The sequence below is a fragment of the Kineococcus rhizosphaerae genome (assembly GCF_003002055.1).
GTDB classification, from domain to species: Bacteria; Actinomycetota; Actinomycetes; order Actinomycetales; family Kineococcaceae; genus Kineococcus; species Kineococcus rhizosphaerae.
Genome location: NZ_PVZF01000016.1, coordinates 69784 through 87718, shown reverse-complemented (window position 1 = coordinate 87718; position 17935 = coordinate 69784). Strand labels below are relative to the sequence as shown.

15 protein-coding genes are annotated in these 17935 nt (G+C 72.2%); 10 read left to right on the top strand and 5 right to left on the bottom strand.

Translation table 11 applies throughout. The features are described 5' to 3' along the window. Window positions 1–50 precede the first annotated feature (50 nt). Window positions 51–1997 carry a DUF6807 family protein gene (locus CLV37_RS24040; RefSeq protein ID WP_211298913.1) on the top strand — a complete coding sequence of 649 codons (1947 nt, stop codon included), beginning with the start codon at window positions 51–53 and terminating at the stop codon, window positions 1995–1997. Between the two features lie 23 nt (window positions 1998–2020). On the opposite strand, the gene CLV37_RS24035 is transcribed toward CLV37_RS24040, so the two are convergent. Then, entirely contained in the window at window positions 2021–3034 is a 1014-nt protein-coding gene (locus CLV37_RS24035) for a LacI family DNA-binding transcriptional regulator (RefSeq protein ID WP_245885785.1), read from the bottom strand. A gap of 270 nt (window positions 3035–3304) precedes the next feature. On the opposite strand from CLV37_RS24035, the gene CLV37_RS24030 reads away from it, so the two are divergent. The 6 genes from CLV37_RS24030 (at window position 3305) to CLV37_RS24005 (ending at window position 9360) form a co-directional block, all read left to right on the top strand. Next, window positions 3305–4879, top strand: coding sequence for an alpha-N-arabinofuranosidase (locus CLV37_RS24030; RefSeq protein ID WP_342762307.1), 1575 nt, complete (start codon window positions 3305–3307; stop codon window positions 4877–4879). Between the two features lie 82 nt (window positions 4880–4961). Further along, a complete protein-coding gene (locus CLV37_RS24025) occupies window positions 4962–6257 on the top strand; it encodes an ABC transporter substrate-binding protein (protein ID WP_245885779.1) in 1296 nt (431 codons plus the stop codon). Next, the gene (locus CLV37_RS24020; protein WP_106215266.1) at window positions 6257–7222 is read left to right on the top strand and encodes a carbohydrate ABC transporter permease; all 966 of its coding nucleotides are present in this window, start codon (window positions 6257–6259) and stop codon (window positions 7220–7222) included. Before CLV37_RS24025 ends, CLV37_RS24020 begins: the two co-directional genes overlap by 1 nt. Further along, window positions 7219–8115 carry a carbohydrate ABC transporter permease gene (locus CLV37_RS24015; RefSeq protein WP_106215265.1) on the top strand — a complete coding sequence of 299 codons (897 nt, stop codon included), beginning with the start codon at window positions 7219–7221 and terminating at the stop codon, window positions 8113–8115. The genes CLV37_RS24020 and CLV37_RS24015 overlap by 4 nt, the downstream gene beginning before the upstream one ends. Window positions 8116–8202: 87 nt before the next feature. Next, the gene (locus tag CLV37_RS24010; RefSeq protein ID WP_106215264.1) at window positions 8203–8931 is read left to right on the top strand and encodes an SDR family oxidoreductase; all 729 of its coding nucleotides are present in this window, start codon (window positions 8203–8205) and stop codon (window positions 8929–8931) included. 15 nt (window positions 8932–8946) lie between these two features. After that, the gene (locus CLV37_RS24005) at window positions 8947–9360 is read left to right on the top strand and encodes a hypothetical protein (RefSeq protein ID WP_106215263.1); all 414 of its coding nucleotides are present in this window, start codon (window positions 8947–8949) and stop codon (window positions 9358–9360) included. 74 nt (window positions 9361–9434) lie between these two features. Here CLV37_RS24005 and CLV37_RS24000 read toward each other — a convergent pair whose 3' ends face one another. Genes CLV37_RS24000 through CLV37_RS23990 form a run of 3 tightly spaced genes read right to left on the bottom strand, consistent with a single transcriptional unit; the run spans window position 9435 to window position 13970 of the window. Continuing rightward, entirely contained in the window at window positions 9435–10355 is a 921-nt protein-coding gene (locus CLV37_RS24000; protein ID WP_106215262.1) for a hypothetical protein, read from the bottom strand. 11 nt (window positions 10356–10366) lie between these two features. Then, entirely contained in the window at window positions 10367–11758 is a 1392-nt protein-coding gene (locus tag CLV37_RS23995) for a dihydrolipoamide acetyltransferase family protein (protein ID WP_106215261.1), read from the bottom strand. A gap of 34 nt (window positions 11759–11792) precedes the next feature. Continuing rightward, window positions 11793–13970 carry an alpha-ketoacid dehydrogenase subunit alpha/beta gene (locus CLV37_RS23990; RefSeq protein WP_106215260.1) on the bottom strand — a complete coding sequence of 726 codons (2178 nt, stop codon included), beginning with the start codon at window positions 13968–13970 and terminating at the stop codon, window positions 11793–11795. Window positions 13971–14089: 119 nt separating this feature from the next. Between CLV37_RS23990 and CLV37_RS23985 the strand changes: the two genes are divergently transcribed. Continuing rightward, the gene (locus CLV37_RS23985; RefSeq protein ID WP_106215259.1) at window positions 14090–14620 is read left to right on the top strand and encodes a VOC family protein; all 531 of its coding nucleotides are present in this window, start codon (window positions 14090–14092) and stop codon (window positions 14618–14620) included. Window positions 14621–14667: 47 nt separating this feature from the next. Next, window positions 14668–15333, top strand: a complete 666-nt coding sequence (locus CLV37_RS23980; protein WP_106215258.1) for a GntR family transcriptional regulator — start codon at window positions 14668–14670, stop codon at window positions 15331–15333. A gap of 45 nt (window positions 15334–15378) precedes the next feature. On the opposite strand, the gene CLV37_RS23975 is transcribed toward CLV37_RS23980, so the two are convergent. Next, entirely contained in the window at window positions 15379–16452 is a 1074-nt protein-coding gene (locus tag CLV37_RS23975; RefSeq protein ID WP_106215257.1) for an SDR family oxidoreductase, read from the bottom strand. A gap of 305 nt (window positions 16453–16757) precedes the next feature. Between CLV37_RS23975 and CLV37_RS23970 the strand changes: the two genes are divergently transcribed. After that, on the top strand, window positions 16758–17897 hold the full coding sequence (locus CLV37_RS23970) for a substrate-binding domain-containing protein (RefSeq protein ID WP_106215256.1): 1140 nt from the start codon (window positions 16758–16760) through the stop codon (window positions 17895–17897). Window positions 17898–17935 lie beyond the last annotated feature (38 nt).

Here is a 17935-nt window from a genome sequence, read left to right as displayed (position 1 = left end):
GGGGACCACCGGGCGCCGTCCGCGGCGGTTAGCATCCGACCGTGCCACGGGTGACGAGGCGGTCCGCGGCCGCCGGCGCGACCATCAGCCAGGTCGCGGCCGCCGCGGGCGTCTCCTCGGCGACCGTGTCCCGGGTCATGAACGGGCGGGCCACCGTCGCCCCGGACATCGCCGACCGGGTCCGCGCGGTCGCGGCCGAGCTGCGCTACCGGCCCAGCAACTCCGCCCGCAACCTGTCGCTGGGGCGCACCGGGACGGTGGCCCTCGTCGTCCCCGACATCGCCAACCCCGTCTTCCAGCAGGTCATGCGGGGAGCCGTGGACGTGGCCGAGGCCGCCGAGCACCGGGTGCTGGTCGCCGAGACCGCCGGGCGCGCCGAGCGCGAGGTCGAGATCGTGCGCGAGGCCCGCTCCCGCTGCGACGCCGTCGTCCTCGTCTCCCCGGCGGTGCCGGACCAGGAACTGCGCCGGCTCCTCGTGGAGGTCGCCCCCGTCGTCCTCGTCAACCGCACCGTGCCGGGCGCCTCGGCCCCCTCGGTCTCGGTCGACCACGGCCTCGGGCTGCACCTGCTCGTCGAGCACCTGCTCGGGCTCGGGCACCGGCACCTGGCCCACCTCGCCGGGCCGGCGACGGCGGCCGCGAGCCCCGAGCGGGAACGGACCCTGCAGGACGCCGTGCGCCGCTGGGACGACGTGCGGGTCACGACGCTGGCCGCGGGCAGCCGGCTGGCCGACGGGTACGCCGTCGCCGACGACGTCCTGGAGACGCGCGCGACGGCCGTCGTGGCGTTCAACGACCTCGTGGCCTTCGGGGTGCTGGCCCGGCTCAACGAGACCGGGGTCGCGGTGCCCGACGACCTGTCGGTCGCCGGTTTCGACGGGATCGAGCTGGGCTCGTTCGCGACCCCGGCCCTGACCACCGCCAGCGTGGACCAGGCCGACCTCGGCCGCCGGGCGATGACGCGGCTGCTCGACCTCGTCGGCGGTCGCACCGACGGCGACTTCGGCCTCGACGTCCTCGAACCGCGGCTGCTGGTCCGGTCCAGCACCGGACCGGTCCCGCCGGCCCGGCGTCCCGCGCGTCCGCCGGCGAGCCGCGCGCCCCGGGCGGCGCTCGAGCACGAACCGGCCCACTGGGTGGTGGAGGGGACCGGCGCCCGGCTGCACGCCGCGGGCACGGTCCTGGCCCGGCTCAACGACGGCTCGGCCACGCCGAAGGTGCACAGCCCCAGGCCCTTCCTGCACCCCGTGCACACCCTCGCCGGGTTCCCCGTCACCGCGTCGGGCTCGGTCCTGCACCGGCACCAGAACGGCCTCTCGCTCGCCCTGCCCGACGTGGACGGGACGAACCACTGGGGCGGGCGCACCTACGTCGACGGTCAGGGCCCCATGCTGCTCATGGACCACGGCCGGCAGGAGGTCGACGGGTTGAGCGTGGACCCCGACGGCCTCACCCTGGCCGCCCGGGTGCGCTGGACGGGCCGCGGCGGCGACGTGCAGTTCGTGGAGGACCGCCGCCTGGGCGCGCAGGTCGTCCCCGAGGACGAGACCTGGTTCCTGCACTGGCACAGCACCCTGGTCCCGGAACGGGACACCACCTTGACCAGTCCGGTCGCCCGCGGCCGGCCCGGCGCCGGGTACGGCGGGATCTTCTGGCGGCTGGCCCCGGCGGACGAGACCACCGTGTTCACCGACGCGGGCGAGGGGGAACCGCGGGTCATGGGCTCGCGGACGCCGTGGCTGGCGTTCGTGCGCCGGCACGGGCAGTCGCTGTCGAGCGTGCTGCTGGTGCAGACCACCACCGGTGACCCGCACCCCTGGTTCGCGCGCTGCTCCGACTACGTCGCCGGGGGCCCGGCGATCGCCTGGGACGCACCCCTCGTCCTGCCCGCCCATGTCCCCGTGGACCTTGGCCTGACGACCGTCGTGGTGGACCGGGGGCTGGACCGGGCCTCGGCGGCTCGGTTGGCGGACGAGGCGCTCGCCCGCCGGGCCTGACCGGTCCGCGCGGCCTGGCGGGGTCAGCGGCCGGGCCGCCGGGTCGACTCCCGCTCGACGAGCCGGTACGAGACCGTCACCTCGTGCGGGCGGGTGCCGGGGTCGGCGATGCGCTGCCGCAGCAGGTGCACGGTCCGTGCGATGAGCTCGTCGAGGTCGGGGGCGACCGAGGTCAGCGACGGGATGTGGAACTGCGCGTCCTCGACGTCGTCGAACCCCACGACCAGCACGTCGTCGGGCACCCGGACCCCGTGGTTCGCCAGTTCGCGCACCACGCCGAAGGCGAGGGTGTCGGTGACGCAGAAGACGCCGTCGGGGACCCCGCCCGTGGCGAGCAGGTCCTGCACGCACTGCGCACCCGCGGCCTGGGTCACCCCGGCGTGCACGGCCCGCGCCGAGACGCCCGTGCCCTGCAGCGCCCGGCTGAAACCCCGCGCGCGCAGGGCGAAGGCGGCTCCCTCGGGCTGGGTGAGCTCGTCGCGGTCGTCCAGGGAGGGGAACCCGACAAGGGCCAGGTCCCGGCAGCCCCGGTCCAGCAGCAGCCGGGTGGCGGCCTCGGCCCCGGCGACGTTGGGCATGCTGACGTGGTCGACGGTGTGGTGCAGCTCCTGCTCGCCGAGCACGACCACCGGCACGTCCCGGCTGAGGGCGTCGATCTCGCGCTCGGTCAGTCCGAGGGCGGCGATCACCAGGCCGTCGTAGGCGTTGAGCCGGGAGTCGCGGAACGCGGCGATCTCCCCCTCCCGGCTGGCGTGCGTCTCCTCCACGACGCTCGCGGTGCCCGACTCGGCGAAGGCCTGGATGAGCAGGTGGCTGAGCCGGCTGTAGTAGTGGCTGTCCAGGGTGGGGACCGCGATGCCGACCACCCCCGTGCGGCCCTGGCGCAGGCTGCGGGCGGTCACGTTCACCTGGTAGCCCAGGCGCTCGACGGTCTCCAGGACCAGCTTGCGGGTCGGCTCGCTCACCGGCCGGCGCCCGGTCAGCGCGTTGGACACGGTCATCGCCGACACGCCGGCCTCCGCCGCGACGTCGCGCATGGTGACCACGGCCCACCTCCTCGACTGACGGGGCGGCGATCCGCCCCTGCCAGAAACTACAACGGTCCGGTGTCGTCGGGCCCACGACCGCACAGTCCCTTGACAGAGTGCGCCGGTGTCACCACTATATCGATACACGCACTGCGGCGAGTACCGACGGAGGGGCTCGCCGGGCTGGTGCGACGACTCGAGGACGGTTGCGGCGCAACAGGTGCCGCGATCGCCGCCGACCACTCTGCGAGGTCCGCTGTGCTCATCGACGACGAGCGACTGAACGACACCCAGACCACCACCGACCCGGGACCGGGCACGTCCCGGCGCGTCCAGGCCGTCCTGGACGCGGACCTGCCCGGCCCGCGCATCAGCCGGCACCTGTACGGGCACTTCGCCGAGCACCTCGGCCGCTGCATCTACGGCGGGTTCTGGGTCGGGGAGGACTCCGACGTGCCGCACGAGGGCGGCATCCGCCTCGACGTCGTGGAGGCGCTGCGGGCGCTCGACATCCCCAACCTGCGCTGGCCGGGCGGCTGCTTCGCCGACACCTACCACTGGCGCGACGGGGTGGGCCCGCGCGACCAGCGTCCCGCGATGGTGAACTCGCACTGGGGTGACGTCGTCGAGGACAACGCGTTCGGGACCCACGAGTTCATGGCGTTGTGCGAACTCCTCGGCACCGACCCCTACGTCTCGGCCAACGTCGGCAGCGGCACCGTCCGCGAGGCCGCCGAGTGGATCGAGTACCTCACCCGCTCCGACGACTCACCCATGGCCCGGTTGCGGCGCGAGAACGGGCGCGACGAACCCTGGAAGGTCCCGTTCTGGGGCCTGGGGAACGAACCGTGGGGCTGCGGCGGCGGGATGAGCTCGGGCGCCTACGCCGAGCTCGCGCGCCAGTACGGGACCTACAGCCTCGACCACGGCGACAATCACCTCTACCGGATCGCCGCCGGCGCCGCCGACGCGGACTACCGGTGGACCGAGGTCCTCATGCAGAACCTCGGGCGCTACCTGGGTGCCGGCCGCGTCAGCGGCCACGGTGCGAACACCTACCAGGCGATCTCGTTCCACCACTACACGATCGTCGGCGAGAACTGGGACGCCAAGGGTTCGGCCACCGAGTTCGACGCCGACGAGTACTACCGCACCATGGTCAAGGCCACCGAGATCGAGCGCATCATCGCCGGGCACGCGAACGTCATGGACGCCTACGACCCCGACAAGCGGGTCGGCCTCGTGCTCGACGAGTGGGGCACCTGGTTCGACGTCGAACCCGGGACGAACCCCGGGTTCTTGTTCCAGCAGAACACGATGCGCGACGCGCTCGTGGCCAGCGTGCACTTCGACGCGTTCCACCGCCACGCCGACCGCCTGGTCATGGCGAACATCGCCCAGACGGTGAACGTGCTGCAGGCCATGCTCCTCACCGACGGGGACGCCCTCGTCCTGACCCCCAGCTACCACGTGTTCGCGATGAACAAGGGGCACCACGACGCGGCGTCGTTGCCGCTGACGGTGCGCGGGAACGGCCCGAGCCGTACCGTCGGGCAGGACGAACTCCCCACGTTCTCCGCCTCGGCCAGCACCAAGGACGGTCAGGTCCTCCTCTCGCTGACCAACCTCGACGCCGACGAACCGCTCGACGTCGAGATCGACGTCCGCGGCGCCGCCGCCGGGACCCCCGTCGGCCGGCTCCTCACCGCACCGGAGATCGCCGCCCACAACACCGCCTCGGCCACGCCCGTCCAGGTCCGGCCGCTGGACGACGTCAGCCTCACCGACGGGACCCTGCGGGTCACGTTGCCCGCCCACAGCTTCGCCACGGTCAGCTTCGCCACCCGGGACTGATCCCCGTCCCCTACGCAGCGGCGGCCGTCGCTGCGACACCCACCACGACTCCCACCACGACTCCCCAAGGAAGAGGACCCCCGTGAACGCGCTGCCCCAGCTGTCCATGACCCGTCGCCGTGCCCTGGCCCTGTCGGCCGCCGTCGGCGGCACGGCCCTCGCCTCGACGGCCTGCTCCTCGGGAGGTTCCGGGGGGTCCGGCGACCCGAACACCTTCGACTTCTGGTCCTTCACCGGGATCGGGCAGAAGGACGACGTCGCCGCGTACAAGAAGCTCGCCCCCGAGGTGAACGTCAAGCTCACCGAGGTCGGCAGCAGCACCGAGACCGCTCAGGCCCTCACCACGGCCCTGGCCGGCGGGAAGGTCCCCGACCTCTGCCTCATCCAGGCCACCGAACTGCCCAAGTTCATCGAGAACGCCGGCAACTTCGTCGACCTCGGGACCCTGGGGGCGGACGACCTCGAGGGCGACTACCTCGACTGGGTCATCTCCCAGGCCAAGACGAGCGACGACGTCCTCATCGGCATCCCCACCGACGTCGGCGGCATGGGCGTCGCCTACCGGACGGACTTCTTCGCCGCCGCAGGGCTGCCCACCGACCGGACCGAGGTGGGCAAGCTGTGGCCGACCTGGGACGACTTCATCGCCACCGGCCAGAAGTACACCACCGCCACCGGCAAGCCCTTCATGGACAACGCGAACACCACGGTGTTCCTGCAGGCCGTCTCCCAGGGCGCGGAGCAGTACTACGACGACGAGGGCCAGCCCGTCTACGACACGAACCCGGCGGTCCGCGAGTCCTTCGACCTGGCGCTGAAGGCCATCGCCGCCAAGGTGACCGCCCGCCTGGGCACGTTCACCGACGGCTGGACGGCGGCCCTGGGCAAGGGCGACTTCGCGGCCATGTCCGCACCGTCCTGGATGCTCGGTTCCATCCGCAGCGCCGCCCCGGACAGCAAGGGCAAGTGGGACGTCGCCGTCATCCCCGGCGGCAGCGGGAACTGGGGCGGCAGCTACCTCGTCATCCCCGCCCGCGCGGCGAACCCGAAGGCGGCGTGGAACTACGTCAAGACGATGCAGTCCCCCGAGCAGCAGCTCCAGCACTTCCTCACCAGCGGTTCGCTGCCGACCACCCCGTCGAACTACGAGAAGCCCGAGCTGACGGGGTACACCGACCCGTTCTTCGGCAACGCCCCGACGGGGCAGATCTTCACCCAGTCGGTGCTCGGCCTGAAGGCCTTCAAGGTCGGTCCCAACACCGGTGAGATCAGCACCGCGTTCCTGGACGCCCTCACCGGCGTCGAGCAGGACGGCGCCCCCGCCGACGCGGCCTGGGACACCGCCGTCAAGAACGCCAAGACGGCGATCGGCGCCTGATGAGCGCCACCCTGACGCCGGGGCAGGTGGGGGCCGCGGCCCCCACCACCTCGACCCGGCCCGTGGAGAGCCGCTGGGAGCGGATCGCGCCCTACGGCTACGTCGCCCCGTTCTACCTGCTCTTCGCGGTCTTCGGCCTCATGCCGCTGCTGTTCACCTTCTACGTCTCGCTCTTCGACTGGAACCCCATCGGGGCGCACACCTTCGTCGGCCTGGACAACTTCCGGAAGCTGGCCGACGACCCGAGGTTCTGGAACGCCTTCCGCAACACCTTCAGCATCTGGCTGATGTCCACCGTGCCGCAGCTCCTCCTGGCGCTCGTGCTGGCCCAGGTCCTCAACTCGGCCCGGCTGCGGTTCGCGAACCTCTTCCGCATGTCGATGCTGCTGCCCTACATCACCTCGGTGGCGGCCACGACGATCGTGTTCGCCCAGCTCTTCGACCGCGACTACGGCCTGCTGAACTGGTTCATCGGCCTGCTCGGCTTCCAGCACATCGACTTCATGTCGACCGCGCTCAGCAGCCACGTGCTCATCTCGGTCATGGTCATCTGGCGCTGGTTCGGCTACAACACCCTGCTCTACCTGGCGTCCCTGCAGGCCGTGCCCCGCGACCTCTACGAGGCGGCCGCCGTGGACGGGGCCGGCCCCGTCAAGCAGTTCCGGCACATCACGCTGCCCGCCCTGCGACCCGTCATCGTCTTCACGGTGATCACGTCGACCATCGGTGGTCTGCAGATCTTCACCGAGCCCCTGCTGCTGTCCGGCGGCCTGCTCACCTGCGGTTCGGCGCGCCAGTGCCAGACGCTCTCGCTGTTCCTGTTCGAGCAGGGCTTCGGGTCGTTCAAGTTCGGGTACGGCTCCGCGATCGGGGTCGCCCTGTTCGTCATCATCGTCGTGATCGCCTTCGTCAACTACCTGCTGTCCAGCCGGTTGGGCAACCGAGAGGGGAAGGCCGTCCGATGAGCCAGACCGAGTCCCCCCGGACCGCGCCCACCGTCACCCGCCGGCCGTCCTCGAAGGTCGCCCGCGCCCGCCAGGTCCAGCGGGTCCGCCCGGTGACCTACGTGGTCCTGGGACTGGCCACGCTGGCCTGCGTCTTCCCGATCTACTGGATGTTCGTGGTGTCCTCGGTCGGGTCTCAGGCGGCCTCGCAGATGCCGCCCCGGGTCATCCCGGGAGGCAACTTCCTCAACCTCCTGAAGCTGGTCTTCGACACGATCCCGTTCCTGCGCTCGCTGGCGAACAGCCTGGTCGTGGCGGCCTGCATCGGGGTCGGGCAGGCGTTCCTGTGCTCGCTGGCCGGTTTCGCGTTCGCGAAGCTGACCTTCAAGGGCCGCGACGTGCTGTTCCTGCTGCTGGTGCTGACGATGACGGTCCCGGCCCAGCTCGGCGTCATCCCGCAGTACCTCATCATCTCCAAGCTCGGCTGGGTCGACACCCTCCAGGCCCTCATCGTCCCGGGGCTGGTGAGCGCGTTCGGCATCTTCTGGATGCGCCAGCACATCAGCGCCACGATCAACGACGAGCTCCTGCAGGCCGCCCGCATGGACGGCTGCAACTCGTGGCAGATCTTCACCCGCATCGCGTTCCCGGTGGTGCGCCCGGCGGCCGCGGTGCTCGGCCTGCTGGGCTTCGTGAACTCGTGGAACGACTTCCTCTGGCCCTTCATCGTCCTGAAGTCCCCCGAGCACTACACGGCTCAGATCGCCATCAAGGCCCTGCAGTCCAACATGTCCATCGACCTGGGGCTCGCGATGGCGGGGTCCTTCCTCGTCACCGTCCCGCTCCTGGTGCTGTTCGCCTTCTTCGGCAAGCAGATGGTCTCCGGGATCATGGACGGCGCGTTCAAGGGCTGAACCGGCCGCCTCACACCCGGGTCCGGTCCGTCGTCAGGTCCACGAGCCCGCGGACCGCGGGACGGACCGACGCCCGGGAGGGCCACCGTGAGGATCGTCATCGCCGGAGGGACGGGACAGGTCGGCGCACCGCTGGCCGCGGCCCTGGACGAGCAGGGGCACGAGGTCGTGGTGACCTCCCGGGCCCGCGGAGTCGACGTCCTGACCGGGGCGGGACTGGGGGAGGCCCTCGCGGGGGCCGACGCCGTCGTCGACGTGCTGAACACCGGCGACCTGGGCGACGGGGCGGTCGGGTTCTTCCGGGAGACCACCGAGCGCCTGCTCGACGCGGAACGGCGCGCCGGGGTCGGCCACCACGTGCTGCTGTCCGTCGTCGGCGCCGACCGGGCGACGGGGCACGGCTACACGCTCGGCAAGGTCGCCCAGGAGGCCGCCGTGCGCCGGGGGCGGGTGCCGTTCTCGATCGTGCGCGCCACGCAGTTCCACGAGCACCTGCCGGCCCTGGCCGACCAGCTGACGTCCGGCGGCGTGGTGCATGCCCCCCGGACGCTGGTCGAACCGGTCGCGCTGCAGGACGTGGTGGACCTGCTGGCCCGCACGGTCACCGGCGCACCGTCCCGCACCACCGTGCAGATCGCCGGCCCGCAGCGGTTCGCCCTCGACGACCTGCTGCGCGAGCTCCTGCGGGCCCGCGGGGACTCCCGCGAGGTCCGCACCGTCGAGGGGGCCGTCCTCGCCGACGCCCTCGACGCCCTGGTCCCGCACGGACCCCACCTGACGGGTGGGCGCTCCTGGCCGGCCTCCGCCCGGGCCTGAGGGGCGGGACCGGCGGTGCGTCGCACGCTCCTGGGGCTCCTGACCCTGCTGGGGGCCTACGTCGGGATCTGGTCGGCGTTCTTCCCCCTGTCGTTCTACCGCTCCTTCCCGGGACCGTTCGGCTCCTGGATCTCGATGGACGGACCCTTCAACGAGCACCTGGTCCGCGACGTCGGGACGTTCAACCTGGGCCTGGCCGCGGCGAGCGCCGTCGCCGCGCGTCACCCCGGCCCCGCACCCGCCCGGGTCGTCGCGGTGGCGTGGATCGTGTACTCGGTGCCGCACCTGGCCTACCACCTGCGGCACCTCGGGCACCTGTCGACCGTCGACGCGGTCGCCCAGGTCGTGTCCCTGTCCAGCACCCTCGTCCTCGCGTTGCCCCTGCTGCTGCCCGCGCGGCAGGACCGGGGGGAGATCGTGGCGCGTTGAGCACCGCAGTCCCCGGCCCCCGTGGTCCCCTGGTGCACGTCCCGCCCCGGCGGTGAGCGGGGACGCCGCAGGGGTCACGAGGGGTGGTCGGCGTCTGCGAGGCGGTCGAAGAGCGACTGGGAGAGCCAGGACCCCGCTGCCCGCAGGACAGCACGCACGTCGTCCTCGTCCCGCACGTCGACGAGGCACGACGTGGTCCGGAACTCGTGCAGGTGGTGGTGCAGCACCGCGGTGGGCAGGTCGGTGCCGAACTCCCGGCAGACGGATTCCCGCCGTCGGACGGAGGGGTCCGAGGAGCCGGCGTCGAGCGGTCCGCGCTCCAGGCGCCGCAGCACGTCGGTGCCCGCCGGGAGCGGCGGGTCGTCCCCCGGTTCACCCGTGAGCGTCGTCTCCGCCCCGAGGACCACCGTGTCGAAGGGCAGGTGCTGCCGCCACGCACCGGTCGTCCGGGCCGCACCCGCGATCACCGAGACCCCCGCTGCGGAGGTCTGCTGCTTCCAGCGCCGCAGGGCGTCCACGGCGTGCGGGCTCGCCGGTACGTCCCCGAGGTCGACGAGGACGACGTCGACGGTCCTGCGTCCGAGCAGCGACGCGAGCGCCACCAGTTCCCGCGTCCACCCGGGCGCCTCGACGTCCGGGGCACCCCGGACCGTCGCGGCCACCGTGACCGCGTCCGCGTCGGGTCCGAGGAGCCCGATCGCCGGCGCCACCACCTCGTCGACCTCCTCGGGCCGCAGGTCCGACACGTCCAGCAGGGTGAACGGCCCGCGGAGGACCTCCGCCAGTTCCGCCGCGCCGAACCCGGCCCCCGGCGACCCGCAGGCCGGCGGGCCCTGGAGCCGGAGGCCGACGGCCGGCAGTTCCAGGCCGCCCCGCGTGCGCCGGTGCCAGGGGACGACGGGCGGCAGGACGTCGCGCCACGCGAACCCCTCGTCGAGGGGTGTCCCGCGGTGCAGCCGCGAGAACCCCGCCCCCGTCGGGGTGGTGTCGACCACGCGGCGGCGCTCTAGGTCAGGAGCGTCATCGGCGCTTCGAGCGCACCGGTGAACGTGCGCAGCCACTGCGCGGCGAGCGCACCGTCGACGGCGCGGTGGTCCACCGACAGGACGACGGTCATGACGGTCGCGGCGACGATCTCGCCGTCGTCGGACACGACGGGTCGGCGCTGCCCCGCCCCCACCGCCAGGATCGCCGCGTGCGGCGGGTTGATGATGGCGGAGAACTCCTCCACGCCGTGCATGCCGAGGTTCGTCACCGCGATGGTCCCGCCCTCGAGGTCGCGCTGGGCGAGCTTGCCGGCCTCGGCGCGCGCGGCCAGCTCCTTCACCGTCGCCGCGACGTGGGAGACGGTGGAGGAGTCGACCGACCTCAGCACCGGTGTCACCAGGCCCCGGGAGGAGGCGATGGCGACCCCGACGTCGACGGAGGTGTGACGGGTCATCGCGTCCTCGCCCCAGGTGACGTTCACGTCGGGCACCGCGGCCGAGGCGAACCCGACGGCCTTGACGACGAAGTCGTTGATCGAGACCCGGGTGGGGCTCACGTCGTTCACCTGGCTGCGCAGCGCGAGCAGGGCGTCCAGCCGGACGGATCCCTTCACGTAGAAGTGCGGGGCCTCCCGCTTGCTCTGCGTCAGCCGGGCGGCGACGGCGCGGCGCAGGCGGCTGTGCGGGACCTGCGTGGTCGCGCCGGCGCCCTCGCGGGCGGGACGGTCCGGGCTCGGGGTGGGTCCTTCCCCGGCGTCCTCGACGGCAGGAGCGGTGTCGCTGGCCTGGACGGGCCGTTCCAGGTCGGCCTCGGGCGGGGCCTGGGTCAGGCTCGTGCCCTCCAGGCTCTCCGGGCCCGAACCCCCGTCCGTCCCGGGGTCGGCCGCCCGTCCGTCCGAGGCGGCGATGGCCTGCTCGACGTCGCGGCGCACGATCCGCCCGCCCGGCCCGGTTCCCGTGACCGCGTCCAGGCCGATCCCGGCGTCCTTGAGGAGCTTGCGGGCCAGCGGGCTGGCGAAGACGCGCGTGGTCGTCCCCGGGTCGTCCTCACCGTCCGCGTCGTCCTCACCGTCTGCGTCGTCCTCACTGTCCTCCCCGGCGGACGGGGCGGGGTCGGTGCCGGGAGCTGCCCCCAGTTCCACGAGCAGGGCGTCGAGATCGGTGACGGTGTCCCCGGGGAGCAGCAGCAGGGCGACCGGGGACCCCACCTCGACGGTGGCACCGGCCGGGGCCAGGACGCGGGCCACCGTGACCGCCTCCTCGGCCTCGATCTCCACGACGGCCTTGTCGGTCTCGATGCTCACCAGGGCGTCGCCGGCTTCGACGCTGCCGTTCTCCGGGACGAGCCACTCCGAGACGACGGCCTCGGTCGCCCCGGTGGAGACCTCGGGCATGTTCAGGAGCTTGGGCACCGTTCCTCCTCACGGGTCGGTTCGACGGCTGCGCTCATGCGGGCCGGATCTCCTCGAGCTTGTGGACGATCTCCTCGACGCCGGCGATGGCGGCGCGTTCGAGGACCTTGCTGATGCTGGGGGACGCCTCGGCCCCGGTGACGCGCTGGACGGGCTGGTCCAGCCAGTCGAAGAGGCGGCGCTGGATCTCGTCGGCGAGCCACCCCCCGTAGGAGGTCCCGAGCGCCCCCTCCTCGACGATGAGCACGTTGTTCGTCGCCTTGACGCTGGCCTCGACGGTGTCCCAGTCGATGCTCGCCCGGTCCAGCCAGCGCAGGTCGATCACGTCGGCGTCGACCCCGGTGCGCTCGACGGCTTCGAGGCACTTGGCGACCATGCCCAGGTAGGAGATGACCGTGAGTTCCCGCCCGCTGCGCCGCAGGGCGGCGCGACCGACGGGCAGCACGTAGTCCAGGTCGTCGACGGGAGCCGGTCCCTGCGTCGCGTACAGTTCCACGCTCTCCAGGACCACCACCGGGTCCTGGCAGGTGAGGGCCGAGTTCATGAGGCCGATGTAGTCGAACGGGCTGCTGGGGGCGACGACCCGCAGGCCCGCGGACGTCGTCAGGATCCCGGCGGGGTCCATCGAGTGCTGGGAACCGTACCCGGTCCCGGCGGCCAGTTTGCTGCGCAGCACGAAGGGGACGGCGCTGTGACCACCGAACATGTGGCGCGCGCGGGCGACCTGGTTGAACAACTGGTCGGCGGCGACCCACATGAAGTCGGCGTACATGAACTCGACGACCGGTTTGTACCGCCCGTCCAGGGCGATCCCGCCGCCGAGGCCGGTGAACGCGTTCTCGCTGATGGGGGTGCCCAGCACCCGGCCCGGGTGGTGCTGGGCCAGGTCGCGCGTCGCGCCGTTGGTGCCGCCCTTGAGCTTATGCACGTCCTCGCCGAGCACGACGATCGACTCGTCGGTGCTCATCCGCCGGTCCATGACGGCGGCCACGGCGTCGATGAACTTCCACTGCTTCGTGTCGCCGTCGTAGGAGTCGAGTTCCTCGTTCCGCGTCCCGTCGAACTCGCTGAGGTCACCGCGGATGCCGATGTCGACGAAGTCGCGGTTCGGCCACTCGGACTCCCGGATGCGTCGCTGGGACGGTTTGCCGCCGGGGACCGGTTCCAGCAGTTCGGCTTCTATCTCCGTCATCACTGCCTCGACGTCGGCCGCGGCCCGGTCGACCTCCTCCGCGGTGGCCAGGTTCCGGCGCTCCACGTGACGGCGGACGGCCTGCAGGGGGTCCCGTTCCCGCCAGGCGCGTTCCTCGTCCTTGCCGCGGTAGCCGAAGGCGCTGCCGGGGTACGGGCCGTTCTGGTGGAAGAAGCGGTAGACCTCCGCCTCGATGAGGGTGGGCCCGCCGCCGTTGCGCATGACTTCCAGGGCCTGGGTCGTGGCGAGGTGCACCGCGAGCGGGTCCATGCCGTCGACGCGCCAGCTCGGGATCCCGAAACCCGGGCCCCGGGCCGACAGGCGCGGTTCCCCGGTGGCCTCGCTGACGTGCGTCGAGACGGCGTACTGGTTGTTCTCGATGAAGAAGCAGATCGGCAGCTTCCAGGCGGCGGCGAGGTTGAAGGTCTCGAGCACGGAGCCGATGTTGACGGCACCGTCCCCGAAGTACGTGACGGAGACGGCGTCGGTCCCGGCCTGCCTGTCCGCCCACGCGAAGCCCGCGGCCTGCGGAACACCGCCGCCGACGATGGCGTTCGTGCCCATCGCGCCGGCCTCCTGCCACTGCAGGTGCATCGACCCGCCGCGGCCGCGGCAGTACCCGCGGGCCAGCCCGCAGATCTCGGCGAGCGTGCGCTCCAGGACGGTGCGGACCTCCGGGGTGATCTCCGGCAGCGATCCGGGGGAGGTCTTCGCCACGTGCCCGAACGCCTTGGCCAGGAACTGGTGGTGCCCGCGGTGCGAGCCGTTGACCTGGTCGTCGCTGCGCAGGCCCAGGATGGAGCCGACGGCACCGCCCTCCTGGCCGATGCTGGAGTGCGCGGGACCGTGCACCAGACCCTGACCGGCCAGGTCCAGGACGTGCTGCTCGAAGGTCCGGATCCAGGTGAGCTGCCCCAGCATCCGCAGCAGGACGTCGCCGTCCACCTGGTCCCAGTCCTCGTCGGTGGTGCGCAGTTCCACCCAGGGCGCCGAGGCGCCGAGCGGTCGGGACGTGGCCATGATTCCTCCTCGAACGGCCTCGTGTGCACGACGACTGTGACATCGATCGGATCCGATCGCAAGACATCACTGGCGATCCTGCGTAAGCTGACGGCCCATCGGATCCGAAGGAGGACTTGATGGCACCGCTCACCAGCCTGCCGGGACTGCGTGGCCTGGACCACGTCGGCTTCACCGTGCCCGACCTGGAGCAGGCCCGGGAGTTCCTCGTGGACGTGCTGGGCTGCGAGTACCTGTACTCGCTCGGGCCCTTCGCCCACCAGGACGACTGGATGCGCACCCACATGAACGTGGCTCCCGACACGGTCATGCGCGAACTGCACTTCTTCCGGTGCGGGGGCGCAGCCGTCTTCGAGGTCTTCGAGTACGAGGCCCGCGAGCGGCGCGAGGAACCCCCGCTCAACAGCGACGTCGGCGGCCACCACGTGGCCCTGTACGTGGAGGACCTCGACGCCGCCGTCGCGTTCCTGCGCGGGCGCCCGGACGTCACGGTGCTCGGAGAACCCACGACCAGCCGCGGTCCAAGCGCCGGGCAGCGCTGGATCTACTTCCTGTCCCCGTGGGGGATGCAGTTCGAGCTCGTCTCCTACCCCCGGGGCAAGGCCTTCGACCGGCAGCCACCGCAGGAGCGGGCCGAGCCGCGACCGTAGACTGCTCCGGCCGCCCGCGCACGACGGGCCGGGGGAGGAGGCTTGCCGTGGCGTCGTCCGCGTCCGAGGGCAACGGCGTGGTGAGCCGGCGCATCGCCGAACGGCTGCGCGAACTCATCCTCGACGGCCACCTGCAACCGGGGCAGCGCATCGTCCAGGACGAGCTCGCCGCGGAGTTCGGCACCAGCCGGCTCCCCGTCCGCGAGGCCCTGCGCATCCTGGAGAGCTCGGGGCTGGTCCGGCTGCGCTCGAGCAGTGGGGCGTGGGTCACCAGCATGGACACGGAGGCGTTCGACATCGCCTACAAGATCCGCGAACGCATCGAGCCCCTGGCCCTGGCCGAGAGCGTGCCCCACCTGACCGACGACGACGTCGTGCGCCTGGAGGAGTTGCAGGCGGCCATCGAGGACAACGACGACGTCGAGGTGTTCCTCCGGCTGGACCGTGAACTCCACTGGCTCACTTACAGCCGCAGCACGTCCGCCGAGCTGACCCTGCTGGCCGAACGGTACTGGGACACCACCCAGTTCTACCGCCGCGCCTTCGCGATGCTGGCCGGGCAGGACCGGCGGTGGGTGATCAACGCCGAGCACCGCCTGCTGATCGACGCCGTGCGCCGCCGGGACGCGGAGTCCGCCGAGCACGTCCTGGCGGGGCACATCAAGCGCACGCGCATCGAGCTGATGCGCCACCCCGACCTCTTCACCTCCTGACGCGGAGCAGGGCCGCGCGGGAGGAGACCGGGGTGGGCGCCGGCGTCAGGGGATCAGGCGTTCGGCGCGGTACCGCTCGAACTGGGTCCGGAAGGAGTCCCAGGACGACCGGTAGGTCGTGAACCCGGCGGCGCGGCTGCGGGCCATGTCGGTCACGACCTCCATGGGGCGTCCCAGGTCGCTGTCGGTGTGCCACCAGCTCGCGAGCCGTTCCACGTCCTGCTCGACCAGGCCGTGACGGGAGGCGACGTCGCGCCACACCCCGGCCGCCTCGGCCATCCGGGTCTGGAACGGGCGGTCCTCACCGGACCAGCCCTCCCACTCCACACCGAACCAGCCGGCGATGCGCGGCCACATCCAGCGCCACCGGAAGACGTCACCGTTGACGATGTTGAAGGCCTGGTCAGCGGCTGCCGGAGTGCTTGCCGCCCACAGCATCTGGTCGGCGAGCACGTCGGCGTCGGTGACGTCGGTCAGGCCGTTCCACTGCGCCGCGGACCCCGGGAAGACCAGCGGACGGCCGGTCTCCCGCGCGATCGAGGCCGCCACCGCGATGGTCAGCGCCATGTTCATGGCGTTGCCGACCGCGTGCCCGATCACGGTGTGGGAGCGGTGCACGCTCCACGTGAAGCCGTACCGCGCGGCGGCCTCGAAGAGCACGTCCTCCTGGGCGTAGTAGAAGTTCGGCAGGTCGAGCCGGGGTTCGTCCTCGTGGAACGGCGTGTCCGGGGTCTTCCCCTGGGCGTAGGCCTCGAACGGGCCGAGGTAGTGCTTCAGGCCGGTCATGAGCGCCACGTGCCCGACGCTGCCCGCGGGCCCGAGGGCGTCGAGGATCCGGCGCACGACGGCGGAGTTGGTCTCGATGTTCTCGGCTTCGGTGTCGCGGCGCACCCACGCGGTCAGGTGGACGGTGGACGGGCGCAGCGGTTCCAGCGCCCCGCGCACCGACGCGTCGTCGAGGAGGTCGGCGGCCACGTGCTGCACGCCGGGGACGGTGGGCTCGCGTCGGGAGACGCCGAGCACCTGCGAGCCCCGGGCCCGGGCGGCGCGGCAGATCGCCGCTCCGGAGATCCCGGTCGCGCCGACGACCAACGTGGTCCGCGCGTCGTGGTTGTCCATCCGACCTCCAGGGAACGGGGCCGGACGTGCGCCCGGCCGTCGAGTCGTCGTCGCGGTCCGGCCGCTCCGGTCCCCGGCGCCCGTTCACACGGTGCCTGTTCACCGAAACTCTTGCGGGCGAACCACGTGTTCAACCATACTGGACACGCGCAGCGAGGCGCGTCGAACTGAACGCGGACGGACCGCCGGTCCTCCCACTGCCCGAGCATCCTCCGGTCGGCGCCGGAAACCCTCTGCCGACTCGTCGTCCACCCGTGGAAACACCTCCCCCCGACGGTGGGGGGAGTGCATCAGAAGGGACCGCCATGCACCGCTACGGCTCGCCCACCTCCCGCCGGCACCGCCGGGTCTCCGCGCTCGCCGGCACCCTCCTGCTCGGGCTCGCGGCCTGCGGCTCGACCGGCAGCGGCGACACCGCCGGGGGCCAGGCGGAGGCCTCCGGTCAGGGCACGCCCCTGGCCGGTGCCCCGTCCTGGTGCGGCACGAAGAAGATCACCCTCGCTCTCGCCGACGGTTTCGGGGGGAACAACTGGCGTCAGGTGACGGCGGCCGAGGCGCGGGACGAGGCCTCGAAGTGCCCGAGCGTGACGGACTTCTCCTACGCGGACGGGCAGGGCAACACCCAGAAGGCGATCTCGGACGTCCAGGGTTTCGTCGCCAAGGGGGTTGACGCCCTGGTGGTGTTCCCGGACGCAGGACAGGCGATGCTGCCCGCCCTGCGCAGCGCGCACGACGCCGGGGTCGTCACGGTGCCGTACCGCGTCGATCCCGGTGGCCGGCCGGGCAAGGACTACGACGCCTTCATCAGCACCGACTTCAGCAAGGCCGGCGAGCTGTGGGCGCAGTTCCTGGTCAAGGCCCTGCCCGACGGGGGGACCGTGCTCAACCTGGGCGGGCCGGCGGCGAACTCCCAGAGCCAGGCCGAGTACGAGGGCATGCAGCGCGTCCTGAAGGACCACCCGGACATCACCTTCGTGGGCCAGACCCCCTACGCGGTGACGAACTGGGACCCGGCGCAGACGCAGCGGGTCGTGACGGCCGCGCTGGCCACCAACCCGAAGATCGACGCCGTCACGACGGACTTCGGGTCCGCGCTGGCCAGCGCCTTCGGGGCCTTCGACCAGGCGGGCCGGCCGATCCCCACCATCGCCACCGAGGACTCCAACCAGCTCGCGTGCGACTACCGGGACCGCAAGGAGGCGGGCAAGGGCTTCGAGCTGTTCACCGTCGACTCCCAGAACGCCATGGGGCGGCTGGCGGTGCAGTACGCGGTGGCCAAGGCCAGCGGCGGGGTCCTGCCCGACACCACCGAGTTCCCGCAGACCGCGTTCGAGGACTCCCTGTCGGGGCAGCCGCACCCCGTGCAGTGCGACGACCAGTTGCCGCCGGACGCCTTCGTGTCCAGCACGTTGACCCCGGAGCAGCAGATCGCCGCCCTGAAGTGAGGTGAGACGGGTGCACGGAGGGGGCCGGTCCCGCGGGA

What these genes read in the sequence shown, in the direction of transcription:
- CLV37_RS24035 (WP_245885785.1), bottom strand. Translation starts at nt 3,034, where the DNA reads ATGCGCGACGTCGCGGCGGAGGCCGGCGTGTCGGCGATGACCGTGTCC.
- CLV37_RS23975 (WP_106215257.1), bottom strand. Translation starts at nt 16,452, where the DNA reads ATGGACAACCACGACGCGCGGACCACGTTGGTCGTCGGCGCGACCGGG.
- CLV37_RS23985 (WP_106215259.1), top strand. Translation starts at nt 14,090, where the DNA reads ATGGCACCGCTCACCAGCCTGCCGGGACTGCGTGGCCTGGACCACGTC.
- CLV37_RS23990 (WP_106215260.1), bottom strand. Translation starts at nt 13,970, where the DNA reads ATGGCCACGTCCCGACCGCTCGGCGCCTCGGCGCCCTGGGTGGAACTG.
- CLV37_RS24020 (WP_106215266.1), top strand. Translation starts at nt 6,257, where the DNA reads ATGAGCGCCACCCTGACGCCGGGGCAGGTGGGGGCCGCGGCCCCCACC.
- CLV37_RS23970 (WP_106215256.1), top strand. Translation starts at nt 16,758, where the DNA reads ATGCACCGCTACGGCTCGCCCACCTCCCGCCGGCACCGCCGGGTCTCC.
- CLV37_RS24015 (WP_106215265.1), top strand. Translation starts at nt 7,219, where the DNA reads ATGAGCCAGACCGAGTCCCCCCGGACCGCGCCCACCGTCACCCGCCGG.